The organism is Kribbella sp. NBC_01505, from assembly GCF_045040285.1.
GTDB lineage: Bacteria > Actinomycetota > Actinomycetes > Propionibacteriales > Kribbellaceae > Kribbella.
The window spans coordinates 1,084,631-1,103,821 of record NZ_CP109425.1 but is presented as its reverse complement, the minus strand read 5'-3'; the positions used below and the strand labels follow the sequence as shown (position 1 = coordinate 1,103,821).

Sequence of the window (19,191 nt, the reverse complement as noted above, 5' to 3'; positions counted from 1 at the left end):
GAACGGCGCTGGTCTGAGGGGTCCAGCGCCGCAAGGCCCGCCCGGTCACCGACTGGGCGGGCCTTGCTGTTTACGATCGGTGGGTGTTGTGGAGCGAGCGGTTGGTGGAGTTCTGGAGTGAGCGGCATCTGGGGGTGCTGAGCACTGTGCGGGGAGACGGGTCCGTGCATGTGACGCCGGTGGGGGTGACGGTGGATGCCGGGGCGGGCGTGGCTCGGGTGATCTGCTCGGGGTCTTCGTACAAGGCTCGACTGGTACGGCGGCTGGGGGAGGCTGCGGTGGCGGTTACGCAGGTGGATGGGCGGCGGTGGAGCACGCTGGAGGGGCGTGCGGTGGTGGTGGACGAGCCGGAGCAGGTGCGGGACGCGGAGCGGCGGTATGCGCGGCGGTACAAGGAACCGCGGGTGAATCCGCAGCGGGTCGTCATCGAGATCACTGTGACGAAGGTGCTCGGCAATGGTGGCTGAGGTTGTTGTCGTCGGCATCGGGGCCGATGGCTGGGCTGGACTCTCGCCTGCTGCTCAGGAGGCGATCGCCAAGGCTGATGTGCTGCTGGGGAGTACGCGGCAGCTCGGAATGGTTCCAGCCGGTACGGCGGAGCGCCGGGCCTGGCCGTCGCCGTTGTCGGAGGCGTTGCCGGGGTTGCTGGCCGAGTATCGGGGCCAGAAGGTGTGTGTGCTCGCCAGTGGGGATCCGACGTTCCACGGGATCGGTACGACGCTGACACGGTTGCTGGGGGCAAGCGCCGTACGGGTGATTCCGCATCCGTCGAGTGTTTCGCTGGCGTGTGCTCGGTTGGGGTGGGCGCAGGAGCAGGTGCAGGTGGTGAGCCTGGTGGGGCATCCGACTGAGCTGGTGCATCCGCAGGTGCAGCCGGGGCGCAGGCTGGTTGTGCTGAGCTGGGGCGCGCAGACTCCGGGTGAAGTGGCCGCTCTGCTGGTGGCCCGGGGCTACGGGGCGAGTGAGTTCACCGTGCTGGAGCAGTTGGGCGGACCGAGTGAGCGCGTGACCCGTACGACGGCCGCTGACTGGGCTGGTGCGGTTGACCCGCTCAACGTGATCGGAGTGCTGTGTGCAGACGGACCGGTGCTGTCGACGGCTCCAGGGCTGCCGGACTCGGCGTACGAGAGTGATGGCCAGCTGACGAAGCGTGAGGTGCGTGCGGTGACGCTGTCCCGGCTCGCACCGGTGCCGGGGCAGCTGCTGTGGGATGTGGGCGGGGGAGCGGGCAGCATCGCGATCGAGTGGGCGCGGCATCACCCGACCTGCCGTGCGATCGCGGTCGAGCGTGACGAGGAGCGGGTACGGCGCTTGGAGCGGAACGTCGCGGCGCTCGGGGGCAACGTGGCTGTGGTGCACGGAGCGGCCCCGGCGATGCTCGGTGAGCTCGAGCAACCGGATGCGGTGTTCGTGGGCGGTGGTGCGACCGCCCCCGGGATGATCGAGGCCTGCTGGGACGCAGTGCGGCCGGGTGGGCGACTGGTGGTCAACGGGGTGACTCTGGAGACAGAGGTGCTGATTGCGCGGTGGTACCAGGAGCTGGGTGGCGATCTGGTCCGGCTGGATGTGCAGAGGGCCTCGCCGGTCGGTGGGATGACTGGCTGGCGTCCTGCGATGCCGGTGACGATTTGGAGTGTGACGAAGTGACTGTGCACTTCATCGGAGCCGGACCGGGCGCTGCAGACCTGATCACGGTGCGCGGGCGGGACCTGATTGCCGCGGCACCGGTCTGCCTGTACGCCGGAGCGCTGGTACCGGTCGAGCTCCTAGAGCACTGCCCGGTCGGGGCGCACAAGGTAGACACCGCCAACCTCGACCTGGACCAGATCATCGCGGAGCTCGCGGCCGCGCACAGCAACGGACTCGACGTGGCGAGACTGCACTCCGGGGACCCCTCGGTGTTCAGCGCGATGGCTGAGCAGATGCGCCGGCTCGACGCGCTCAACATCCCGTACGACGTCACACCCGGCGTACCGGCGTACGCAGCGGCCGCAGCGACCCTCAACCGGGAGCTGACCGTGCCAGAGGTCGGTCAGACCGTCATCCTGACCCGGATCGGCGGCCGAGCATCGGCAATGCCGACAGGTGAAGACCTAGCGACGCTAGGCGCGAGCCAGGCAACGCTGGTGCTGCATCTGGCCGTGCAGCAGATCGACCGCGTGGTCGACGAGCTTCTGCCGAGCTACGGCGCGGACTGCCCGGTCGCAGTGGTGGCACGCGCGTCACGGGACGACGAGGAGGTGCTGCGGGGGACACTGGCCGATATCGCGCAGCAGGTGCAGGCGGCGGGCATTCGCCGTACGGCTGTCATCGTGGTCGGGAAGGTGCTGGCGGCAACCGAGTTCCGCGACAGCCATCTGTATTCGACGACGCGTGCGCGATGAAGGTCCTCCTGCTCGGCGGTACGGGCGAAGCCCGGGAGCTGGCGGCGCAGCTGACCGACATCGACGTGGTGTCGTCGCTGGCGGGCCGCACCAAGGACCTGCGGTTACCGGACGGTGCGGTCCGGGTCGGCGGCTTCGGCGGCGTGGCTGGTCTGACCGACTGGCTGCGCGACAACGCAGTCGATGCGGTGGTCGATGCGACCCACCCGTTCGCCGCAACGATGACCGAGCACGCGGTGGCAGCAGCCCGCGCGGCCGGCGTACCGCTGCTGGTTCTGCGTCGGCCTGGGTGGGGTGCAGGACCAGGAGACGACTGGCACTGGGTGAACAGCGCGGCGGATGCTGCCACTCTCCTCCCCACCTTAGGCCAGCGAGTGTTTCTCACCATCGGCCGCCAGGGCATCGATGCGTTCGCCGGCACCGGCCTCTGGACGCTGGCGCGCTGCGTCGACCCACCCGAGCCACCACCGACCTGGTGCACTCTGCTGCTCGACCGCGGCCCGTACGCCGTTGACGCCGAGCTCGCGCTCCTGCGTCAGCACGCCATCGACGTGGTCGTCACGAAGGACAGTGGTGGCCAGCAAACGCAGGCCAAGCTCACTGCTGCCCGTGAGCTTCACCTACCGGTAGTCCTCATTCAGCGCCCAGCTGCGCCCAACGGCGTACCGGTGGTGGAGACCGTGGCTGCCGCGGCCAGCTGGCTGCGGAAGTAGAGCAGCCCCGGGACGGTCTGCCAGACCGGGCGTTCGCCGACCGGCTCCTCCATCCGAAGGATGGGCAGTCCAGCCGCCGCGAACGTGTTCACGTACGTCGACAGCATCCGGTGGTAGGCGACCCGCGGCAGGATCTCCAACCGCGTGACGCTGTTGAAGGGACCCTCGTCGAAGTAGCGACCGACGATGCGTCGCGTCGAGCCGTCGACGTGGTCGATCAACTCGCCGTCGGCCGGTGTCTTGTAACAGGGATGCACGATCGACGCGACGAACCACCCGCCAGGCTTGAGGATCCGTGCGATCGCCCGCACCGTCGGCTCGAGCTCGGGGATGTCCATCAGGGCCATGTGGCACACGGCCGCGTCGAACGACGCGTCGGGGATTCGGCCGAGCGTCTGGGCGTCGTCGTGGAGGTACTCGATCCCGCGTGGTGTCTCCTGCTCGAAGCTGCGGGCGTGCGCCAGCAACGACTCCGAGGCGTCGATGCCGACGACCTCGGCGCCGAGGTCGGCCAGCCGGCGGGTGTCGCGACCCTGACCGCAGGCGACCGAGGCCACGCGCAGACCGTGCAGGTCGCCGACCAACGCGTCGAAGGTCGGATCGTTCAAGCCGGCGCCATCGGGGTCGGCGCCGCCGTTGTAGGCGTCTGCGAGCACTTCATAGGCACTGGTGAGGTTGACCATATTCGCTCAACGGCAGACCCGGGGCCGACGTTCCAGGTCTGCTACCGGCAGACGGTGGCGGTGGGGATAGATTGGCGCCATGGGGATTCAGATCGCGCCGAGCATTCTGGCCGCGGATTTCGCGCGGCTGGCCGACGAAGCGGCGGCCGTGTCGAACGCCGACTGGCTGCATATCGATGTGATGGACAACCACTTCGTGCCGAACCTGACGCTGGGGCTGCCGATCGTGGAGTCGCTCGCGAAGGCGACGGACACGCCGCTGGATCTGCACCTGATGATCGAGGACCCCGATCGGTGGGCACCCGGGTACGTCGAGGCCGGGGCGTCGAGTGTGACGTTCCACGCGGAGGCGTGCCGCGCGCCGATCCGGACGGCGCGGGAGATCCGGGCCAAGGGGGCGCGGGCGGCGATGGCGCTGAAGCCGGCGACGCCGATCGAGCCCTACGAGGACATGCTGTCCGAGCTGGACATGATCCTGATCATGACCGTGGAGCCCGGGTTCGGCGGGCAGAAGTTCCTCGACGTGTGCGTGCCGAAGATCCGCCGGACGAAGGAACTGCTGGTCAAGCACGGCCTGGACCTGTGGATCGAGATCGACGGCGGGGTGTCGGCCGAGACGATCGAGCGGTGCGCGGAGGCCGGCGCCGACGTGTTCGTGGCAGGCTCGGCGGTGTACGCCGCGGACGATCCGAACGCGATGGTCGAGAAGCTTCGTGGTCTCGCCGAAGGAGCAGCACGATGAGTGAGCACAAGCCGGTCGAGAGCTGGCTGACCGACATGGACGGCGTGCTGGTGCACGAGGAGCGCGCGATCCCGGGCGCGGCCGAGTTCATCGCGACCTTGCAGAAGTCGGGCAAGAAGTTCCTGGTGCTGACCAACAACTCCATCTTCACGCCGCGCGATCTCCGCGCCCGATTGCTTGCCGCGGGCATCGATATCCCCGAGGACGCGATCTGGACCAGCGCACTGGCCACGGCACAGTTCCTGGACGACCAGCGCCCCGGCGGTACGGCGTACGTGATCGGTGAGGCGGGTCTGACCACGGCCCTGCACGAGATCGGGTACGTGCTGACCGAGCGCGCGCCGGACTACGTCGTACTGGGGGAGACTCGCACGTATTCGTTCGAGGCGATCACCCGGGCGATCCGCCTGATCGCCGACGGTGCGCGGTTCCTGGCCACGAACCCAGATCCGACCGGCCCGTCGCAGGAGGGACCGCTCCCGGCGACCGGCTCGGTGGCGGCGCTCATCACCCGCGCGACCGGCGTCGCGCCGTACTTCGTCGGCAAGCCGAACCCGCTGATGATGCGCAGCGCCCTGAACCGGATCGAAGCGCACTCCGAGACGGCGGTGATGATCGGCGACCGGATGGACACCGACATCATCAGCGGCCTCGAGGCCGGCCTGCGCAGCGTGCTCGTCCTGTCCGGCTCGACCGGCGAACACGAGGTCGACCGCTTCCCGTACCGCCCGACCCGAATCGTCGAGTCCATCGCCGACGTCGTCCCGCTGATCGCGTCACTGAGCTGAGCTGACCCCGCCGTCTGCTGACAGGCGAATCGGCTCCGGTCGCGATGACGAGCGGCTACCGTCGGTCGCCATGAGGGATGTGCCGCACAGCCGGCGTGACGATGTCGTCGAGGTGCTGCACGGTCGGTCGATCGCAGACCCGTACCGGTGGCTCGAGGACGAACCCGGCGACTGGATCGACCAGCAGAACGCAGCCACCGAACGGTATCTCGCAGACCTTCCTGGACGCTCGTACTTCGCGGACCGGCTGCGCGACATCCTCGCCCGGCCGCGGACCGGCGTACCCGTCTTCAGCTCCGGCCGCTACGTCCTCGAGTACAACGACGGCAGCCGGCCGCAGAACGTCCTGTGCGTGGCGGTCGACCTCGACGCCGAACCGCAGGTCCTCGTCGAGTTCACCGATGACACGACCGCGATCGACAGCTTCAGCGTCAGCCCCGACGGCCGGTACGTCGCCTATGCCACGCGCTCCGAGGGCAATCCGCGACTCAGCTTCGGGGTCGCGGATCTCGACACCGGACTGCGGTTGGACGATCTCCTCGAGGACGGCAAGTACTGCCGGGCCACTTGGCTGCCGGACTCCCGCTCGTTCGTCTATGTCCATGCACCGGCGGACAGCGGCGCGATCGGTGGCCAGCTCAAGGTGCACCAGCTCGGTGACGTGCAGTCGCTCGACCGCGTGGTGCTCGATCTGCCGCCGGGCAGCGTGAGCGAGACCAGGGTGTCGGCCGGGTACCTGGCGGTCCAGCTGAACGAGGGGACCGACCAGCGGACCAGACTCTGGTTGTATGAGCTGCCAGACTTGACCGGTCCGATCAAGCTGATCGACGAGCCGGTGGCCGCGACCTGCTTGGTCCGGGTGGCCGGCGAGCGGTTGGTGCTCTGGACGGATCTCGAGGCGCCCCGCGGCCGAGTGGTGACCTGCACCGTCGACGATCCCACCTTCGTCGACCTCGTCCCCGAGACCGCCGACACCCTCACCGCGGTCCACCCTGCGGGCGATGGGCTTCTCACCGTCGTTCTGCGGGACGCACAACCGCACTTTCAGCTAGTCGGCCTCGACGGCAGGACAACACCCGTCGACCTCCAGGGTGGCGCGGTCGTGGGCATCGCCGCTCACGAAGCCGCCGACGAGATCATCATCGGCCTCTCCACGACCTCGACGCCGAACCAGCTGACCCTGCTCGACGCCGCGACCGCCCGGACGACCCTGCTCAAGGGTGGCGACACCCGACCCCATCGAGTACTCCGCCGGATCGAACCGGATCGCGGTGTGCCGTACTTCCTGATCAGCCGCGCCGACCTGGATCACCTGCGGCCGAGACCGACCATGCTCTACGGGTACGGCGGCTTCCGGTCACCGCAACTGGCCGACCACCGCCCGGGCCGGGAAGCGTGGCTGGAGGCGGGCGGCGTACTGGGCATCGCCAACCTTCGCGGCGGTGGGGAGTTCGGAGCCGATTGGCACGACGCCGGCAGGTTGAGCCGCAAGCAGAACACCTACGACGACTTCATCGCCGTCGCCGAGCATCTGCAGCAGACCGGCATCACCACGCGGGAGCAGTTGGTGATCAACGGGCACAGCGGCGGCGGCATGCTCGTCGGTGCCGTCCTCACCCAGCGGCCGGACCTGTTCGCCGCGGCGGTACCGACCGCCGGAGTGCTGGACATGCTGCGCTTCCATCTCTTCACGATCGGACGGGCCTGGGCCCCGGAGATCGGGCTGCCCGAGGACCCCGCACAGTTCGCCGATCTGCTCGCCTGGTCGCCACTGCACAACGTCAAGCCCGGTACGACGTACCCGGCGGTGCTGGTCATGACCAGCGACCACGACGAGGTCGTCGTACCACTGCACAGCTACAAGTTCGCCGCGGCGTTGCAACATGCGCAGGCCGGAGACGAGGCGATCCTGCTGCGGGTCGAGACCAAGACGGGTCATGGACCCGGGCGACCCGCTGGGGCGATCGCCGCCGAGTGGACCGACCTTCTGGCGTTCGCGGCCGACCGTACTGGCCTGACGACTCAGCAGGAGAGCGTGCGGAAGCCGTAGCCCTGGGCTTTGAGCTTCTCCAGGATGCTGGGGAGGGCGGCGATGGTCTGACTGCGGTTCCCGCCGCCGTCGTGCATGAGGATCACCGAGCCGCTCTTCACGGCACCGAGTACCCGCTTCTCGATCTCCGGCGTCCCGGGCTTGGACCAGTCGCGCGAGTCGATCGTCCACAGGACCAGGTCCTTGCCGAGTGCCTTCGCTCGCTGGCGGACGGTCGCGCTGACTCCGCCGTACGGCGGCCGCAGGCAGGTCGGGGTAATCCCAGCCGCTGATCGGATCGCCTGATCGGTGTCGCCGACCTGCTTCTGGAATCCGGCCGCGGTCTGGTGCCGCAGGTCGGCGTGCGCCCAGGTGTGGTTCTGGATGCTGTGCCCGGCCGAGTGGATCGCCTTGGTCAGCTCCGGGTGCTTCGCCACGTTCTTCCCGACCTCGAAGAACGTCGCCTTCACGTCGTACTTCGCCAGCACCTCGAGCACCTTCGGCGTGTACGCCGGATCCGGCCCGTCGTCGAAGGTCAGTACGACGTACTTCGTGGGCAGCGGCGTCGTCACCGGCGCAGCCGCGGCAGGCGGTTGCACCGGAGGTGGCTGCGCATGCGGGCGCGCGGCGGCCACCACGATCGTCCCGATCACCGCACTGACGGCGACGAGCATCGCCAGCCCGGTCAACCGCTGACCGGTCCGCGTCAGTCGTGTCTCCATGCGTCCCCCTGGGCGGGTGGGCCTCACTCCACCCGCTCACCCTCACCCGCCGGACCCCAGATCCCGGCCGCCACGCCGCTTCCCCGTCAATAACCCCGCATATCGGACGCGGACCGCCACCACTGACCAACCGCCTCAAATGCCCGTCGGCGGCCCGGTGCTGAGCGTGACGAGGGTGCCGGGCGCGGAATTGGTGAGTGGCGGAGGTCCGGGGTGTCAGAGGACCTGGGAGAGGAACTGCTGGAGGCGAGGGGACTCGGCGGCGGTGAAGATCTGGTCGGGGGCCCCGGACTCGACCACGACCCCGCGGTCCATGAACGCGACCTGGTCGGCGACCTCGCGGGCGAACCCCATCTCGTGGGTGACGACGACCATCGTCATACCGGACTGTGCGAGGTCGGCCATCAGACCGAGGACGCCCTTGACCAGCTCCGGGTCGAGGGCCGAGGTGGCCTCGTCGAAGAGCATGACCTCGGGCTTCATCGCCAGGGCCCGCGCGATCGCGACCCGCTGCTGCTGACCGCCGGACAGGTTGCCGGGCCGGGCGTCTGCCTTCTCCGACAGGCCGACGAGCTCCAGCTGCTCGAGCGCGGCGGCCCGGGCCTGCGGGGCGTCGAGCTTCTTGAGCTTGCGCAGGGGGAGCGTGATGTTCTCGACGACGGTCTTGTGCGGGAACAGGTTGAAGTGCTGGAAGACCATCCCGATCCGGCGCCGCAGTACGTCGGGGCTCCCGGCCAGGACCGACTCCCCGCCGAGCAGCACGTCGCCGGCCGCCGGCTCGAGCAGCCGGTTGATCGTCCGCAGCAGCGTGGACTTCCCGGACCCGGACGGCCCGATCACGCACGCCGTCCGCCCGGCCGGGACGGCGAGGTCGACACCGCGCAGCACCTTGTTGGTGCCGAACGCGAGCTCGACCCCACGGACCTCGAGGCTCGCTGCCACATCAACGACAGGCGTCTCAACGGTGGCCGGCATATGCCGCCTCCTCCAGTACGTCGGGTGCCGCGTCGGCCGGTCGGCCTTCGCGCAACCGCTTGTCGAAGTAGTTCACCAGGTGCGTCAGGGGGATCGTGATGATCAGGTAGAAGATTCCGGCCAGCAGCAACGGCGACAGGTTGCCGTCGGTGGCCGCCGAGTCCTGCCCGATCCGGAACAGCTCGCGCTGACTGGCGAGCAGGCCGAGGAAGTACACCAGGCTGGACTCCTTCACCAGCGCGATGAACTGGTTGACCAGCGCGGGCAGCACCCGCCGTACACCCTGGGGGATGACGACCAGCCGCATCCCGTTGGTGTAGCTGAAGCCGAGCGCACGTGCGGCCTCCAGCTGCCCCTTCTCCACGCTCTGGATCCCGGAGCGGAAGATCTCACCGATGTACGCCGACGCGATCAGCGACAGCGCGAGAATCCCCAGCGGGTACGGGTTCGGGCCCCACCAGTGCCGGGTGATCGGGGACAGGCCCTGGCCGATCAGCAGGATGGTCAGGATCGCCGGCAGGCCGCGGAAGATGTCGGTGTAGATCTTGGCCGGCCAGCGCAGCCAGCGCTTCTTCGACAGGGCGAGGACCGCCACGATCATGCCGAGCACAGTGCCCAGCACGACCGAGGCGGCCGCCAGGATCAGGGTGTTGACCAGTCCCACCTTGAGCATCTCGGGCAGGACCGCCTTCATCGACTCCCAGTCGAGGAAGGTGTCGTTCAGAGTGGACCAGACGTCCATCAGACTTTGGGGGCCGTGAACTTGACCGTGCCGCTACCCGGCTTGAACGACGCCGGTACGGCGCGGCCCGGGTAGTACTGCTCGACCAGCTTGGTCCAGGTGCCGTCGGCGATGACCTCGTCGAGGGCCTTGTTCACAGCCTCACGCAGCTTGTCGTTGCTCTTGGCCACCGCGTACGCCGTCGGCGCGGAGCTCAGCTCCTTCGCGGCCAGGATCACCACGCCACCGCCCTGCTCCTTCGCCATCTTCTCGCCGATCTCGGCCGGCGAGATCCACGCGTCCGCCGTACCGGCCTTGAGCTGGCCGACGGCGGCGTTGTAGTTCGGCACCCGGACCGGGTCGAGGTTCTTGCTCGTCGCGTAGTCGTCCTGGACGGTGCCCTGGACCACCACGACGCGCTTCCCGGCGAGCTGGTCGAACTTGGTGATACCGGAGGTCTTGGTGGTGTTCAGGCCCAGGTAGCCGAAGTCGTAGCCATTGCTGAAGGCAACCGTCTTCTTGCGGGCCTCGGTGATCGTGATCGACGAGCTGCCGAGGTCGTACTGGCCGCTGTTCACCTGTGACAGCAGCGCGGAGAAGTCGGTCCCGACGAACTCCGGCTTCAGGTTCAGCTTCGCCGCGACCGCGGTGATCAGGTCGTTGTCGAACCCGGTGAACTTGCCGTCCTTGACGTACACGTTCGGCGGCGCGTCGGTGAGCGTCCCGATCCGCAGCGTGCCGGCCTTGAGCAGGCCGAGGTCCGGGCCGCTCGCGGCCGGGTCGTCATCGCTGCCGCAGGCAACCATCGCCAGGGCCAGCGCGGTCACGACTCCGGCAGCGGCGATCCGGCGGAAAGGAGCGCTGAAGGCGCGCACGGGTGTCTCCTCAATACGTTCAACTGGTACGCAGGGCGAACCACCCCGCCGCTGAGAAGCCAACACCACCACCCAGCCCCCCATTCCCCATCGACACCCACTGAGACGCCGCCGCAATGTCCACCAGATCCGTGGTATATCGGGGCGGTGATGCATCCACTGCGGCTTGAATAGCTGCAGATCATGCTGCAGAATGTGCTGCATGGAAACAGTCGATCGATCGCCGGTCACGCGAAAGTCGCTGCCTTTGTCCGAGCGGGACCTGCGTGATCTCGCTGTGCTGCGTGGCTCTGAGGCTCACCGCGCCGCGCTGGCGAAGCTCACCCAGGTGCAGGTCAGTGAAACGACGAGTGAGGCGGTTCTTTTGCAGACTGTTCTGGAAGCCGGCCTGAAGGTGGTCGCGGACCTGGTGGAGGCCGAGGGGTATGCACGGATTGCCCTCGAGGTCGTGCCGGAGGACCGGCAGGCCGAGGCTCGGCGTCGGCGGCCGTCGTGGGCTGACGAGTGAGCTGGCCCCTCCTCCGCGGTCAGGTGGTTCGGGCAGATCTCGGTCTCGGCGAGGCGAAGCTGTTCGTCGTCGTGTCGAACAATCGCCGCAATCAGCATCTGCAGCAGGTGTTGGCGGTGCGCCTGACGACGACGGCCAAGCCGCGGATCCCCAGCATCGTCGAGCTGGTTCACCCGGAGGCCTTCGTCGGCCGGGCGGTGTGTGACGACATCGTGGAGATCTATGCGAACGAGGTCGTCGGCGCTGCCGGCGCCCTGTCGCCTGCCGCGATGCGAGCGATCAATTCGGGGCTGTCCGCAGCCTTGGGAATGTTCGACTGACTCCGATCAGCATGTGACCTGCGTCCTGGCCCGGGTTGTCGTTCAGTGCATACTGGAGTCACGAGTGAACCCACTCGCGTGCTCCGGGGTCGGTGAAATTCCGAGCCGGCGGTGATAGTCCGCGACCCGGTCGTTGCAGTTCGGCGGCCGGTTGACCTGGTGGAATTCCGGGACCGACGGTGAAAGTCCGGATGGGAGGCAGCACGCGATCGGCGGGAGAGCTCCGACGTTCGCGATGACGTTGCCTGGGCCTCGGCCTGCGTGACGGGGGAGCGGGCGCCTGGAGGTTCTTGCGTCGGTCGTCAACGGCCCCGGTGTGCGTCCGTGACGACGAGGGACCGTAAGTGACGAACGCATCGCCGATCGACGTCGCCTGGATGCGGCGCGCGATCGAGCTGGCCGCCCGCGGCATCGGCAGCACCCACCCGAATCCGGTGGTGGGCTGTGTGATCACCGCGGCCGACGGCAACCCGGCCGGTGAAGGGTTCCACGCCAAGGCCGGTGGACCGCATGCCGAGGTCGAGGCGTTGCGGATGGCGGGACGACGAGCACGCGGCGGTACGGCGTACGTGACGCTGGAGCCGTGTAACCACACCGGCCGGACCGGGCCGTGTGCCGATGCGCTGATCGAGGCCGGCGTCGCCCGCGTGGTGTACGCCGTACCGGATCCGAACCGGCAGGCCTCCGGCGGCGGCGAGAAGCTGCGCAACAAGAACATCCAGGTCGAGCAGGGCCTGCTGCAGGATGAGGCCGAGGCCGGCAACCACATCTGGCTGCACAGCGTGCGGACCGGGCGGCCGTTCGTGACCTGGAAGTTCGCGGCCACGCTGGACGGTCGCTCGGCCGCCCCGGATCGCAGCAGCAAGTGGATCACCGGGCCGGCCGCGCGCGCCGACGTACACCGTCAGCGGGCCGAGTGTGACGCGATCGCGGTCGGGACGCAGACCGTGCTCTCCGACGATCCCGAGCTCACGGTCCGGGACACCGATGATGTTCCCGCGCCGCGGCAGCCGCTGCGCGTCGTGGTCGGCGACCGGGAGATCCCGGTCACCGCGAAGGTTCGCAACGACCGGGCGCAGACGTTGCTGCTGCCCACTCACGACCCCGCCGAGGTGCTGCGGCAGCTGGACGATCACCAGATCCGGCACCTCTGGCTCGAAGGCGGCCCGACGCTGGCCGCCGCGTTCCTGCGCGCCGGTCTGGTCGACCAGATCGTCGCGTACGTCGCCCCGGCCCTCCTCGGCTCCGGGTTCGCCGCGATCGGCGACCTCGGTGCGGAATCGATCGACCACCTGCGGCGGTTCACCCTGACAGACGTGACGCGTCTCGGCGACGACGTCCGGCTGACGCTGTCCCCTCTGGGAGGAAAGTAGATGTTCACCGGAATCATCGAGGAACTCGGCACCGTCGAGGCGCTCGACCTGCTCGACGGCGACGCGGCGCGGCTCACCATCCGCGGCCCCAAGGTGACCGAGGACGCCGGCCACGGCGACTCGATCTCGGTCAACGGCTGCTGTCTGACAGTGGTCGAGTACGGCGACGGCCTGTTCACCGCCGACGTGATGCGCGAGACGCTCAAGCGGACCAGCCTCGGCGGGATCGAGAAGGGCTCCAAGGTCAACCTGGAGCGCGCGGTCACCGCCCACGCCCGGCTCGGCGGCCACATCGTGCAGGGCCACGTGGACGGCGTCGGCACGATTGCGAGCCGGACCCCGTCCGAGCACTGGGAGGACGTCCGGATCGCTGCTGGTCCGGAGATCCTCAAGTACATCGCGGAGAAGGGCTCCATCGCGGTCGACGGGGTCTCGCTGACCGTCACCGACGTGGACGACGCGACCGGGACGTTCGGGATCAGCCTGATCCCGACGACGCTCGAGCTGACCGTCCTCGGGACCAACAAGGTCGGCGACACCGTGAATCTTGAAGTAGACGTGATCGCCAAGTACGTCGAGCGCCTACTGGTTGCTGGAGGCACCAAGTGAACGCTGTTGACTGGTTGCTGCACGCGCAGGTGACGATCGCCGGTTCGCCGGTGCTGGTCCGGGAGATCGTCGGGAACGTGTTCGGGCTGGCGAGCGCCCTGTTCGGGATGCGCCGCCTGGTCTCGGCCTGGCCGGTAGGCATCATCGGCAACATCCTGCTGTTCACGGTCTTCGTGGGCGGCATCTTCGACACGCCGCAGGACAAGGACCTCTGGGGTCAGGCCGGGCGGCAGGTCTTCTTCTTCATCCTCAGCGTCTACGGGTGGTACCAGTGGTATCAGACCCGCCACCGCGGGTCTGCGAAGGCGGTGACCCCGCGCTGGGCGACCGGCCGGGAGCGGCTCGAGCTGCTGGGGATCGGCGTGGTGCTCTACGCGATCGGCTTCTTCGTACTGCGCGCGCTCGGTTCCTGGGGTCCGCAGTGGGACGCGTGGATCCTGACCGGGTCGATCCTGGCGACGTACGGGATGGCGCGCGGGTTCGTCGAGTTCTGGCTGATCTGGATCGCGGTCGACGTGGTTGGCGTACCGCTGCTGGTGCAGGCGAAGTTCTATCCGTCGGCCGCGATGTACGTGATCTACGGCCTGTTCTGCGTGATCGGGTTCGCGTCGTGGTGGAAGATTCAGAATCGGGAGCGGGTCACTCCGCCGGAAGCTGTGGTGGTGGGTTAGATGGGTGACGTGCTGAAGCTCGACACGATCGAGCATGCGATCGACGAGATCCGGGCCGGGCGCCCGGTCGTCGTGGTCGACGACGAGGACCGGGAGAACGAGGGCGACCTGATCTTCGCCGCGTCGAAGGCGACGCCGGAGCTGCTCGCGTTCCTGATCCGGTACAGCTCGGGTGTCGTGTGTGTGCCGATGGAAGGAGCTGAGCTCGACCGGCTCGGCATTCCGCTGATGACCCCGCACAACCGGGAGCGGATGCGGACGGCGTACACGATCTCTGTCGATGCGCGGGACGGGATCACGACGGGTATCTCGGCGGCGGACCGGGCGCGGACCATCAAGGTGCTGGCGGATTCGGCGTCGGAGTCGTACGACCTCGTGCAGCCGGGCCACATCTTCCCGCTGCGGGCGCGCGAAGGCGGCGTACTGGCTCGGCCGGGTCACACCGAGGCCTCCGTTGATCTGGCGCGGCTTGCCGGGCTGAACACGGCGGCGGTGATCTCCGAGCTGGTGAACGACGACGGGACGATGAAGCGCGGGCAGGATCTGCGGACGTTCGCGGACGAGCACGGGCTCGTGCTGGTCTCGATCGACGACCTGATCCGGTACCGGCGCCGCACCGAGACGCAGATCGAGCGCGTCGCGACCACGACCCTGCCGACCCGGTACGGCGATTTTGTTGCCCACGGCTACCGAAACACGGTGGACGGGTCGGAGCAGCTCGCGTTGGTTCGTGGCGATCTGAAGGACGGGCCGGCGCTGGTCCGGCTGCACTCCGAATGCCTGACGGGTGACGTGTTCGGATCGCTGCGGTGCGACTGCGGTCCGCAGCTCGATGAGGCGATGCGGCAGGTCGCGGCGGAGGGTGGTGTGGTGGTCTACCTGCGCGGTCACGAGGGTCGCGGGATCGGGCTGCTGCACAAGCTCCAGGCGTACGAACTGCAGGACGCCGGGCGGGACACCATCGAGGCGAACCTCGACCTCGGACTGCCTGCCGATGCTCGTGATTACGCTGCTGGCGCCCAGATTCTGGCGGACCTCGGCGTGACCGAGGTGCGGCTGCTGACGAACAACCCGGACAAGGTCTCCGGCGTTCAGGGCTACGGCATCGACGTGGTCGAGCGCCGCGGCATCTCGATCGACCCCACCGAACACAACCTGCGCTACCTGCGCACCAAGCGCGACCGCATGGGCCACCACCTCCCGGGCAGCCTCTCAACTGACGAGCAAGGAGCCGGCTGATGTCGGGTAGTGGAGCACCAACCCTGGAAGCCCCCCGAGCCGAAGGCGCCCGCGTCGCCATCGTCGCCGCGCAATGGCACCCGAAGGTCACCGACTCCCTCGTCGCCGGAGCTCTCCGCGCGCTGGACGACTCCGGAGTCACCGACTACAAGGTCATCCGCGTCCCCGGCTCCTTCGAGCTCCCCGTCGCCGCACTCCACGCCGCCAAGGCCGGGTACGACGCCGTGATCGCGCTCGGCGTAGTCATCCGCGGCGACACCCCGCACTTCGAATACGTCTGCCAAGCCACCACCGACGGCCTCATGCATGTAGGCGTCACCACCGGAGTCCCCATCGGCTTCGGCGTCCTCACCTGCGACAACGACCCCCAAGCCCTCGACCGAGCGGGCCTCCCCGACAGCCGAGAAGACAAAGGCTACGAAGCCACCCAAGCCGCCCTGTCGACCCTGGTGGCGGTGCGGGCGCTGTAGACCGCAAGCGCGCGCTTCTGCGCCCGCGCGGCCAGGCAATGGGCTGCCCCGAACGAGCGGCCCATTGCTCAGCCGAGAACCAGGCGCTCGTCGCCGAAGTTCGCGATGATCTCGATCTGGCCACCAAGCGCCTCGACATACTTCTGGATCGTGCTCAGCTCGGATCGGCTGAGTTCCCCGCGCTCGATCGACGACACTGCCGCCTGGCTGATGTGCATCGAGTCGGCCAGTTGGACTTGTGTGAGGCCCTGGTGCAGCCGGACTTCCTTGAGCCGGTACGCGCGCTGCTCGGCGCGAGCCTTCGCGCGATGCTGCGCAACGCGTGCCTCGGCCTCCGGGGTGGTAATCCGTTCCGACCGTGTGCTCTCCCATGAGCGGTGTGTCATCTTCTGTCTCCTTTGCCAGGTGTGAGAGTCCCTGCAGAGTGCGTTGTCGTGCCTCCAGTCAATCCGGGTCATCGGCCCAGTCAGGGTTGCGTTCGAGGTGTGCCAACCAGTCGTCGAACAGGTCGTCCGCGACTGGGATGTTCTCCTCGTACCACTCTGTCCAGCGGTTCTCCTTGCTGCCGCCGATCAGCAGCACCGCATGGGTCTGAGGGTCGAATGCGAACAATATGCGGAGCTTGCCGCTCCGCAGCTCCTTCATGTTGGAGTGACGCGAGCCGGTGATCGTGTCCGCCACTGGGCGCGAGGTAGCCGGCCCTTGTTCGGCCAGTAGGTCGATCCGGCCGGCAATCGCTTCGAAGTCCTTGTCCGGCAACGAATTCAGCCACTTCTGACAGTGGTCGAGGACATAGATCGCGTACTCCACGCACCCGAGAATACAAGATGAGCGTTGTAGAAGACAAGACTTGTATTGGTCAGTTGCCGAGACTTTAGAATTTTCTAAAGTAACTCTTGGCGAGAGGTGACGTGCCGGAAGGAGCTGGGGCGATGAGCGGCTACCGGAAGTGGCGAGACACCGATCACCTCGACCGCGCTGTCGAGACGGCCGGTGGGCCGGAGGCATTCGACCGTGAGGTGGGGCGGATGCGTGACGAGGCGCGGGGCTGGAAGCTCGCCGAGTTGCGGAAGCGTCGTCGGCTGACCCAGGCCGAAGTTGCGCGTCGGATGGGTATCTCTGTTTCCCGGGTCTCCCAGATCGAGAAGGGCGACGTGTCCACGCGGGAGGTCCTCGACCGCTATGTCGGTGCGCTCGGAGGGACACTCCACCTGGTTGCCGACTTCGGCGACGGGCAGTTGAAGGTCGGCTAGCGAACGACGACGCGCAGCCGGTTCAGGGCGGCTGCCGGCTGCGCGGTGGATCACGATGAGCTTCTTGGATCCTCACCCGATGCGGGTGTGTTCCATGTACCAGTTGGGGATCCAGGTCTTACCGCCGTCTTCGGAGAACTCCTGTTGCCAGGTGGCTTTGTCGGTGCCGGGGGTCCAGGTGAAGCGGACGTCGACCGGGCGGCCTTCCCAGGTGTCCGGGCCCTCGAAGATGCCGACCCCGTCGTCGCCGAAGGAGCCGATGACCGGGGTTTCGAGCTGGCCGCGGAGGCTGTTGATCCAGTGGATCGACCAGGTTTTCGTGGCGGGGTCGAAGATCCGGAAGGTGGCACCGCGGAAGCCCTCGGTCGGGTACCAGCCCTCGTCGAAGCTGATGGCACCGTCGAAGTAGGTCGTCACCCGCATCTCTGACTCGACCTCGTACCACTCGTGCGGATCGCCGAGCATCGGGCGCCGGCGGTGGTTGGTCGTCTGCCAGTCGCCGACGAGGAAGTCGAAATCGCCGGTCACCTTCGGTACGTCGAGGGCCGGTGCGGGCGTCGTTCGGCGGGTGAAGTCCATCGTCCAGTTGAGTTCCCAGGTCTCCCCGCCGTCGGCGGAGTAGGCCTGTTCCCAGTGGGCGGTCCGGTCGGTGATGTCGCGCCACTCGTAGCTGCACAGGATCGGCTGCCCCTCGTGCTCGTCCTCGCCGACCAGCCGGCAGCTCGAGCCGTCCTCGGACCAGCGTCCGCGCACCGGTGGGAACAGGCGCATCTCCGTGCTGTTGATCCACCAGATCTGCCACTCCCGCTCGACCGGGTCGAACAGCCGGACCGACATGCCGTAGGAGCCGGTGGTCGGGAAACGCGTTTCGTCGATGCAGATCGAGCCGTCGAAGTACGTGTGAGCGGTGGTGGTGCCGTCGAACTCGTTCCATTCGTCGCACCCGGCGAAGATCTTGTTCAGCCTGCGGTGCCGTACGTCGAAGTCGCCGGAGAAGAAGTCGAAGTCGCCGGTCGCCTTGGTCCATGTCGTCATACCGACAGCCTCGCGGTGAAACCTGACAAGGCGTGGCAGTGTTTACGGCTACTCTCCAAAGATGCGTTCGAGCCGGCTCTTGTCGATCCTGCTGTTGCTGCAGACCCGCAGGCAGCTGACCGCGCGCGAGCTCGCCGAGGAGCTCGAGGTGTCGCTGCGGACCATCTACCGCGACGTCGAGGCCCTCGCCGCTGCTGGAGTCCCCGTGTACGCCGACCAGGGCCGGGCCGGCGGATACCGCCTCGTCGAGGGCTACCGCACTCGCCTGACCGGTCTGACCGAGCAGGAGGCCGCTGCGCTGTTCCTGGTCGGCATGCCGGGCCCAGCGGCCGCACTGGGCTTGACTGCCCAGACAAACGCCGCAGAGCTCAAGCTGCTCGCCGCACTGGCGCCGGACCAGCGTGACCGCGCCGGACGGCTGAAGAACCGCTTTCACCTCGACATGCCCGCCTGGTACGCCGACGCCGAGAGCTCGCCGCACCTGTCCGCCGTGGCTGACGCCGTACTGCACGATCGCCGCATCAAAGTCCGCTACCGCCGCTGGGAAGCCCCCCGCGAGGTCGACCGGTTGCTGGAACCGTACGGTCTCGTCCTCAAGAGCGGGAGCTGGTACGTGATAGCCGCCACCGAAACCGGCATGCGCACGTACCGCGTCTCCAACATCCTCGAACTCACCCCGACCGACGAGCAGTTCACCCGGACCGGCGACTTCGACCTGCCCCAGTTCTGGCAGGACCACCTCCAGTACTTCGACCAGTCCCGGTTCACCGACCAGGCCGTCGTACGGGTCTCGGCCAGTCTGGCCAGACGCATGTACGACGTCTCCTTCCCGCAGCTCGTGGCCGCGGTCGCCCAGACGCCCCCGGAGCCAGACGGCACCGTCGTCGTCACCCTGCCGATCGAGTCGATCCCCAACGCGGCCGCCGCCCTCTGCCGCTTCGGAGCCGGTCTGGAAGTCCTCCAGCCCCCAGAACTCCGCACCGAGCTCGCAGCCCTCGGCCGGACTCTGACCACCCTCTACGAAAGTCCGTCCAGCGGACCTGGGGGGTCGGAGGCGGACGGTGCCCCGTAGGCTGGGGCC

At 68.0% G+C, this 19,191-nt stretch carries 24 protein-coding genes and 1 riboswitch; of the genes, 16 read left to right on the top strand and 8 right to left on the bottom strand.

Annotated elements, in window-relative coordinates; genetic code table 11:
- The first annotated feature begins 83 nt into the window (after positions 1–83).
- The 4 genes from OG474_RS04920 to OG474_RS04905 are packed head-to-tail and all read left to right on the top strand — an operon-like array spanning position 84 to position 3,097.
- The gene (locus tag OG474_RS04920) at positions 84–467 is read left to right on the top strand and encodes a TIGR03618 family F420-dependent PPOX class oxidoreductase (protein ID WP_405060987.1); all 384 of its coding nucleotides are present in this window, start codon (positions 84–86) and stop codon (positions 465–467) included.
- Positions 457–1,647: a precorrin-6y C5,15-methyltransferase (decarboxylating) subunit CbiE gene (gene cbiE, locus OG474_RS04915; protein ID WP_405060986.1), complete on the top strand. Its 1,191-nt coding sequence runs from the start codon at positions 457–459 to the stop codon at positions 1,645–1,647. The genes OG474_RS04920 and cbiE overlap by 11 nt, the downstream gene beginning before the upstream one ends.
- The gene (gene cobM / locus OG474_RS04910) at positions 1,644–2,384 is read left to right on the top strand and encodes a precorrin-4 C(11)-methyltransferase (protein ID WP_405060985.1); all 741 of its coding nucleotides are present in this window, start codon (positions 1,644–1,646) and stop codon (positions 2,382–2,384) included. The genes cbiE and cobM overlap by 4 nt, the downstream gene beginning before the upstream one ends.
- A complete protein-coding gene (locus tag OG474_RS04905) occupies positions 2,381–3,097 on the top strand; it encodes a cobalt-precorrin-6A reductase (RefSeq protein WP_405060984.1) in 717 nt (238 codons plus the stop codon). Before cobM ends, OG474_RS04905 begins: the two co-directional genes overlap by 4 nt.
- Here OG474_RS04905 and OG474_RS04900 read toward each other — a convergent pair.
- Positions 3,022–3,780 carry a class I SAM-dependent methyltransferase gene (locus OG474_RS04900; RefSeq protein WP_405060983.1) on the bottom strand — a complete coding sequence of 253 codons (759 nt, stop codon included), beginning with the start codon at positions 3,778–3,780 and terminating at the stop codon, positions 3,022–3,024. The genes OG474_RS04905 and OG474_RS04900 overlap by 76 nt on opposite strands.
- A 79-nt stretch (positions 3,781–3,859) precedes the next feature.
- Here OG474_RS04900 and rpe point away from each other — a divergent pair, with 79 nt between their 5' ends.
- The 3 genes from rpe (at position 3,860) to OG474_RS04885 (ending at position 7,360) form a co-directional block, all read left to right on the top strand.
- A complete protein-coding gene (gene rpe, locus OG474_RS04895) occupies positions 3,860–4,522 on the top strand; it encodes a ribulose-phosphate 3-epimerase (protein WP_405060982.1) in 663 nt (220 codons plus the stop codon).
- A complete protein-coding gene (locus OG474_RS04890) occupies positions 4,519–5,310 on the top strand; it encodes an HAD-IIA family hydrolase (protein ID WP_405060981.1) in 792 nt (263 codons plus the stop codon). The genes rpe and OG474_RS04890 overlap by 4 nt, the downstream gene beginning before the upstream one ends.
- Before the next feature lie 70 nt (positions 5,311–5,380).
- Complete coding sequence (locus tag OG474_RS04885; RefSeq protein ID WP_405060980.1) at positions 5,381–7,360, top strand: prolyl oligopeptidase family protein; 1,980 nt, start codon at positions 5,381–5,383, stop codon at positions 7,358–7,360.
- Here the strand turns inward: OG474_RS04885 and OG474_RS04880 are convergent.
- The 4 genes from OG474_RS04880 to OG474_RS04865 form a co-directional block, all read right to left on the bottom strand.
- A complete protein-coding gene (locus tag OG474_RS04880) occupies positions 7,333–8,061 on the bottom strand; it encodes a polysaccharide deacetylase family protein (RefSeq protein WP_405060979.1) in 729 nt (242 codons plus the stop codon). The two genes, OG474_RS04885 and OG474_RS04880, sit on opposite strands and share 28 nt — an antisense overlap.
- Positions 8,062–8,277: 216 nt before the next feature.
- Positions 8,278–9,036 carry an amino acid ABC transporter ATP-binding protein gene (locus tag OG474_RS04875; protein WP_405060978.1) on the bottom strand — a complete coding sequence of 253 codons (759 nt, stop codon included), beginning with the start codon at positions 9,034–9,036 and terminating at the stop codon, positions 8,278–8,280.
- Complete coding sequence (locus OG474_RS04870; RefSeq protein WP_405060977.1) at positions 9,020–9,778, bottom strand: amino acid ABC transporter permease; 759 nt, start codon at positions 9,776–9,778, stop codon at positions 9,020–9,022. The genes OG474_RS04875 and OG474_RS04870 overlap by 17 nt, the downstream gene beginning before the upstream one ends.
- On the bottom strand, positions 9,778–10,632 hold the full coding sequence (locus OG474_RS04865; RefSeq protein WP_405060976.1) for an ABC transporter substrate-binding protein: 855 nt from the start codon (positions 10,630–10,632) through the stop codon (positions 9,778–9,780). Before OG474_RS04865 ends, OG474_RS04870 begins: the two co-directional genes overlap by 1 nt.
- Before the next feature lie 202 nt (positions 10,633–10,834).
- Here OG474_RS04865 and OG474_RS04860 point away from each other — a divergent pair, with 202 nt between their 5' ends.
- The 7 genes from OG474_RS04860 to ribH all read left to right on the top strand — a co-directional run bounded on the left by OG474_RS04860 (position 10,835) and on the right by ribH (position 15,822).
- The gene (locus tag OG474_RS04860; protein ID WP_405060975.1) at positions 10,835–11,140 is read left to right on the top strand and encodes a hypothetical protein; all 306 of its coding nucleotides are present in this window, start codon (positions 10,835–10,837) and stop codon (positions 11,138–11,140) included.
- Entirely contained in the window at positions 11,137–11,460 is a 324-nt protein-coding gene (locus OG474_RS04855; protein ID WP_405060974.1) for a type II toxin-antitoxin system PemK/MazF family toxin, read from the top strand. Before OG474_RS04860 ends, OG474_RS04855 begins: the two co-directional genes overlap by 4 nt.
- A 74-nt stretch (positions 11,461–11,534) precedes the next feature.
- Positions 11,535–11,669: riboswitch (FMN riboswitch) on the top strand.
- Between the two features lie 135 nt (positions 11,670–11,804).
- Positions 11,805–12,833: a bifunctional diaminohydroxyphosphoribosylaminopyrimidine deaminase/5-amino-6-(5-phosphoribosylamino)uracil reductase RibD gene (ribD, locus tag OG474_RS04850; protein WP_405060973.1), complete on the top strand. Its 1,029-nt coding sequence runs from the start codon at positions 11,805–11,807 to the stop codon at positions 12,831–12,833.
- Positions 12,834–13,442, top strand: coding sequence for a riboflavin synthase (locus tag OG474_RS04845; protein ID WP_405060972.1), 609 nt, complete (start codon positions 12,834–12,836; stop codon positions 13,440–13,442).
- Positions 13,439–14,113 carry a nicotinamide riboside transporter PnuC gene (gene pnuC, locus OG474_RS04840; protein ID WP_405060971.1) on the top strand — a complete coding sequence of 225 codons (675 nt, stop codon included), beginning with the start codon at positions 13,439–13,441 and terminating at the stop codon, positions 14,111–14,113. Before OG474_RS04845 ends, pnuC begins: the two co-directional genes overlap by 4 nt.
- Positions 14,114–15,352 (top strand): bifunctional 3,4-dihydroxy-2-butanone-4-phosphate synthase/GTP cyclohydrolase II, encoded by a 1,239-nt coding sequence (locus OG474_RS04835; protein ID WP_405060970.1) that lies wholly within the window; start codon positions 14,114–14,116, stop codon positions 15,350–15,352.
- Positions 15,352–15,822 carry a 6,7-dimethyl-8-ribityllumazine synthase gene (gene ribH / locus OG474_RS04830; RefSeq protein ID WP_405060969.1) on the top strand — a complete coding sequence of 157 codons (471 nt, stop codon included), beginning with the start codon at positions 15,352–15,354 and terminating at the stop codon, positions 15,820–15,822. The genes OG474_RS04835 and ribH overlap by 1 nt, the downstream gene beginning before the upstream one ends.
- 68 nt (positions 15,823–15,890) lie before the next feature.
- Here the strand turns inward: ribH and OG474_RS04825 are convergent, their stop codons facing one another.
- Entirely contained in the window at positions 15,891–16,208 is a 318-nt protein-coding gene (locus OG474_RS04825) for a helix-turn-helix domain-containing protein (RefSeq protein ID WP_405060968.1), read from the bottom strand.
- Between the two features lie 58 nt (positions 16,209–16,266).
- Positions 16,267–16,632 (bottom strand): type II toxin-antitoxin system RelE/ParE family toxin, encoded by a 366-nt coding sequence (locus OG474_RS04820; protein WP_405060967.1) that lies wholly within the window; start codon positions 16,630–16,632, stop codon positions 16,267–16,269.
- 122 nt (positions 16,633–16,754) lie between these two features.
- Between OG474_RS04820 and OG474_RS04815 the strand changes: the two genes are divergently transcribed.
- Positions 16,755–17,075, top strand: a complete 321-nt coding sequence (locus tag OG474_RS04815; protein WP_405060966.1) for a helix-turn-helix domain-containing protein — start codon at positions 16,755–16,757, stop codon at positions 17,073–17,075.
- A gap of 72 nt (positions 17,076–17,147) precedes the next feature.
- Here OG474_RS04815 and OG474_RS04810 read toward each other — a convergent pair whose 3' ends face one another.
- Positions 17,148–18,110: a hypothetical protein gene (locus OG474_RS04810; RefSeq protein WP_405060965.1), complete on the bottom strand. Its 963-nt coding sequence runs from the start codon at positions 18,108–18,110 to the stop codon at positions 17,148–17,150.
- Positions 18,111–18,171: 61 nt separating this feature from the next.
- Between OG474_RS04810 and OG474_RS04805 the strand changes: the two genes are divergently transcribed.
- Positions 18,172–19,182: a helix-turn-helix transcriptional regulator gene (locus OG474_RS04805; RefSeq protein ID WP_405060964.1), complete on the top strand. Its 1,011-nt coding sequence runs from the start codon at positions 18,172–18,174 to the stop codon at positions 19,180–19,182.
- Positions 19,183–19,191 lie beyond the last annotated feature (9 nt).

Bases quoted from the DNA above. Each gene is read 5' to 3' on its own strand.
- ribH (WP_405060969.1), top strand. From the start codon at position 15,352: ATGTCGGGTAGTGGAGCACCAACCCTGGAAGCCCCCCGAGCCGAAGGC.
- OG474_RS04835 (WP_405060970.1), top strand. From the start codon at position 14,114: ATGGGTGACGTGCTGAAGCTCGACACGATCGAGCATGCGATCGACGAG.
- OG474_RS04885 (WP_405060980.1), top strand. From the start codon at position 5,381: ATGAGGGATGTGCCGCACAGCCGGCGTGACGATGTCGTCGAGGTGCTG.
- OG474_RS04825 (WP_405060968.1), bottom strand. From the start codon at position 16,208: ATGACACACCGCTCATGGGAGAGCACACGGTCGGAACGGATTACCACC.
- OG474_RS04900 (WP_405060983.1), bottom strand. From the start codon at position 3,780: ATGGTCAACCTCACCAGTGCCTATGAAGTGCTCGCAGACGCCTACAAC.
- OG474_RS04810 (WP_405060965.1), bottom strand. From the start codon at position 18,110: ATGACGACATGGACCAAGGCGACCGGCGACTTCGACTTCTTCTCCGGC.
- OG474_RS04860 (WP_405060975.1), top strand. From the start codon at position 10,835: ATGGAAACAGTCGATCGATCGCCGGTCACGCGAAAGTCGCTGCCTTTG.
- OG474_RS04805 (WP_405060964.1), top strand. From the start codon at position 18,172: ATGCGTTCGAGCCGGCTCTTGTCGATCCTGCTGTTGCTGCAGACCCGC.
- OG474_RS04845 (WP_405060972.1), top strand. From the start codon at position 12,834: ATGTTCACCGGAATCATCGAGGAACTCGGCACCGTCGAGGCGCTCGAC.
- rpe (WP_405060982.1), top strand. From the start codon at position 3,860: ATGGGGATTCAGATCGCGCCGAGCATTCTGGCCGCGGATTTCGCGCGG.
- cbiE (WP_405060986.1), top strand. From the start codon at position 457: ATGGTGGCTGAGGTTGTTGTCGTCGGCATCGGGGCCGATGGCTGGGCT.
- OG474_RS04880 (WP_405060979.1), bottom strand. From the start codon at position 8,061: ATGGAGACACGACTGACGCGGACCGGTCAGCGGTTGACCGGGCTGGCG.
- OG474_RS04815 (WP_405060966.1), top strand. From the start codon at position 16,755: ATGAGCGGCTACCGGAAGTGGCGAGACACCGATCACCTCGACCGCGCT.
- OG474_RS04890 (WP_405060981.1), top strand. From the start codon at position 4,519: ATGAGTGAGCACAAGCCGGTCGAGAGCTGGCTGACCGACATGGACGGC.
- OG474_RS04875 (WP_405060978.1), bottom strand. From the start codon at position 9,036: ATGCCGGCCACCGTTGAGACGCCTGTCGTTGATGTGGCAGCGAGCCTC.
- OG474_RS04905 (WP_405060984.1), top strand. From the start codon at position 2,381: ATGAAGGTCCTCCTGCTCGGCGGTACGGGCGAAGCCCGGGAGCTGGCG.
- OG474_RS04870 (WP_405060977.1), bottom strand. From the start codon at position 9,778: ATGGACGTCTGGTCCACTCTGAACGACACCTTCCTCGACTGGGAGTCG.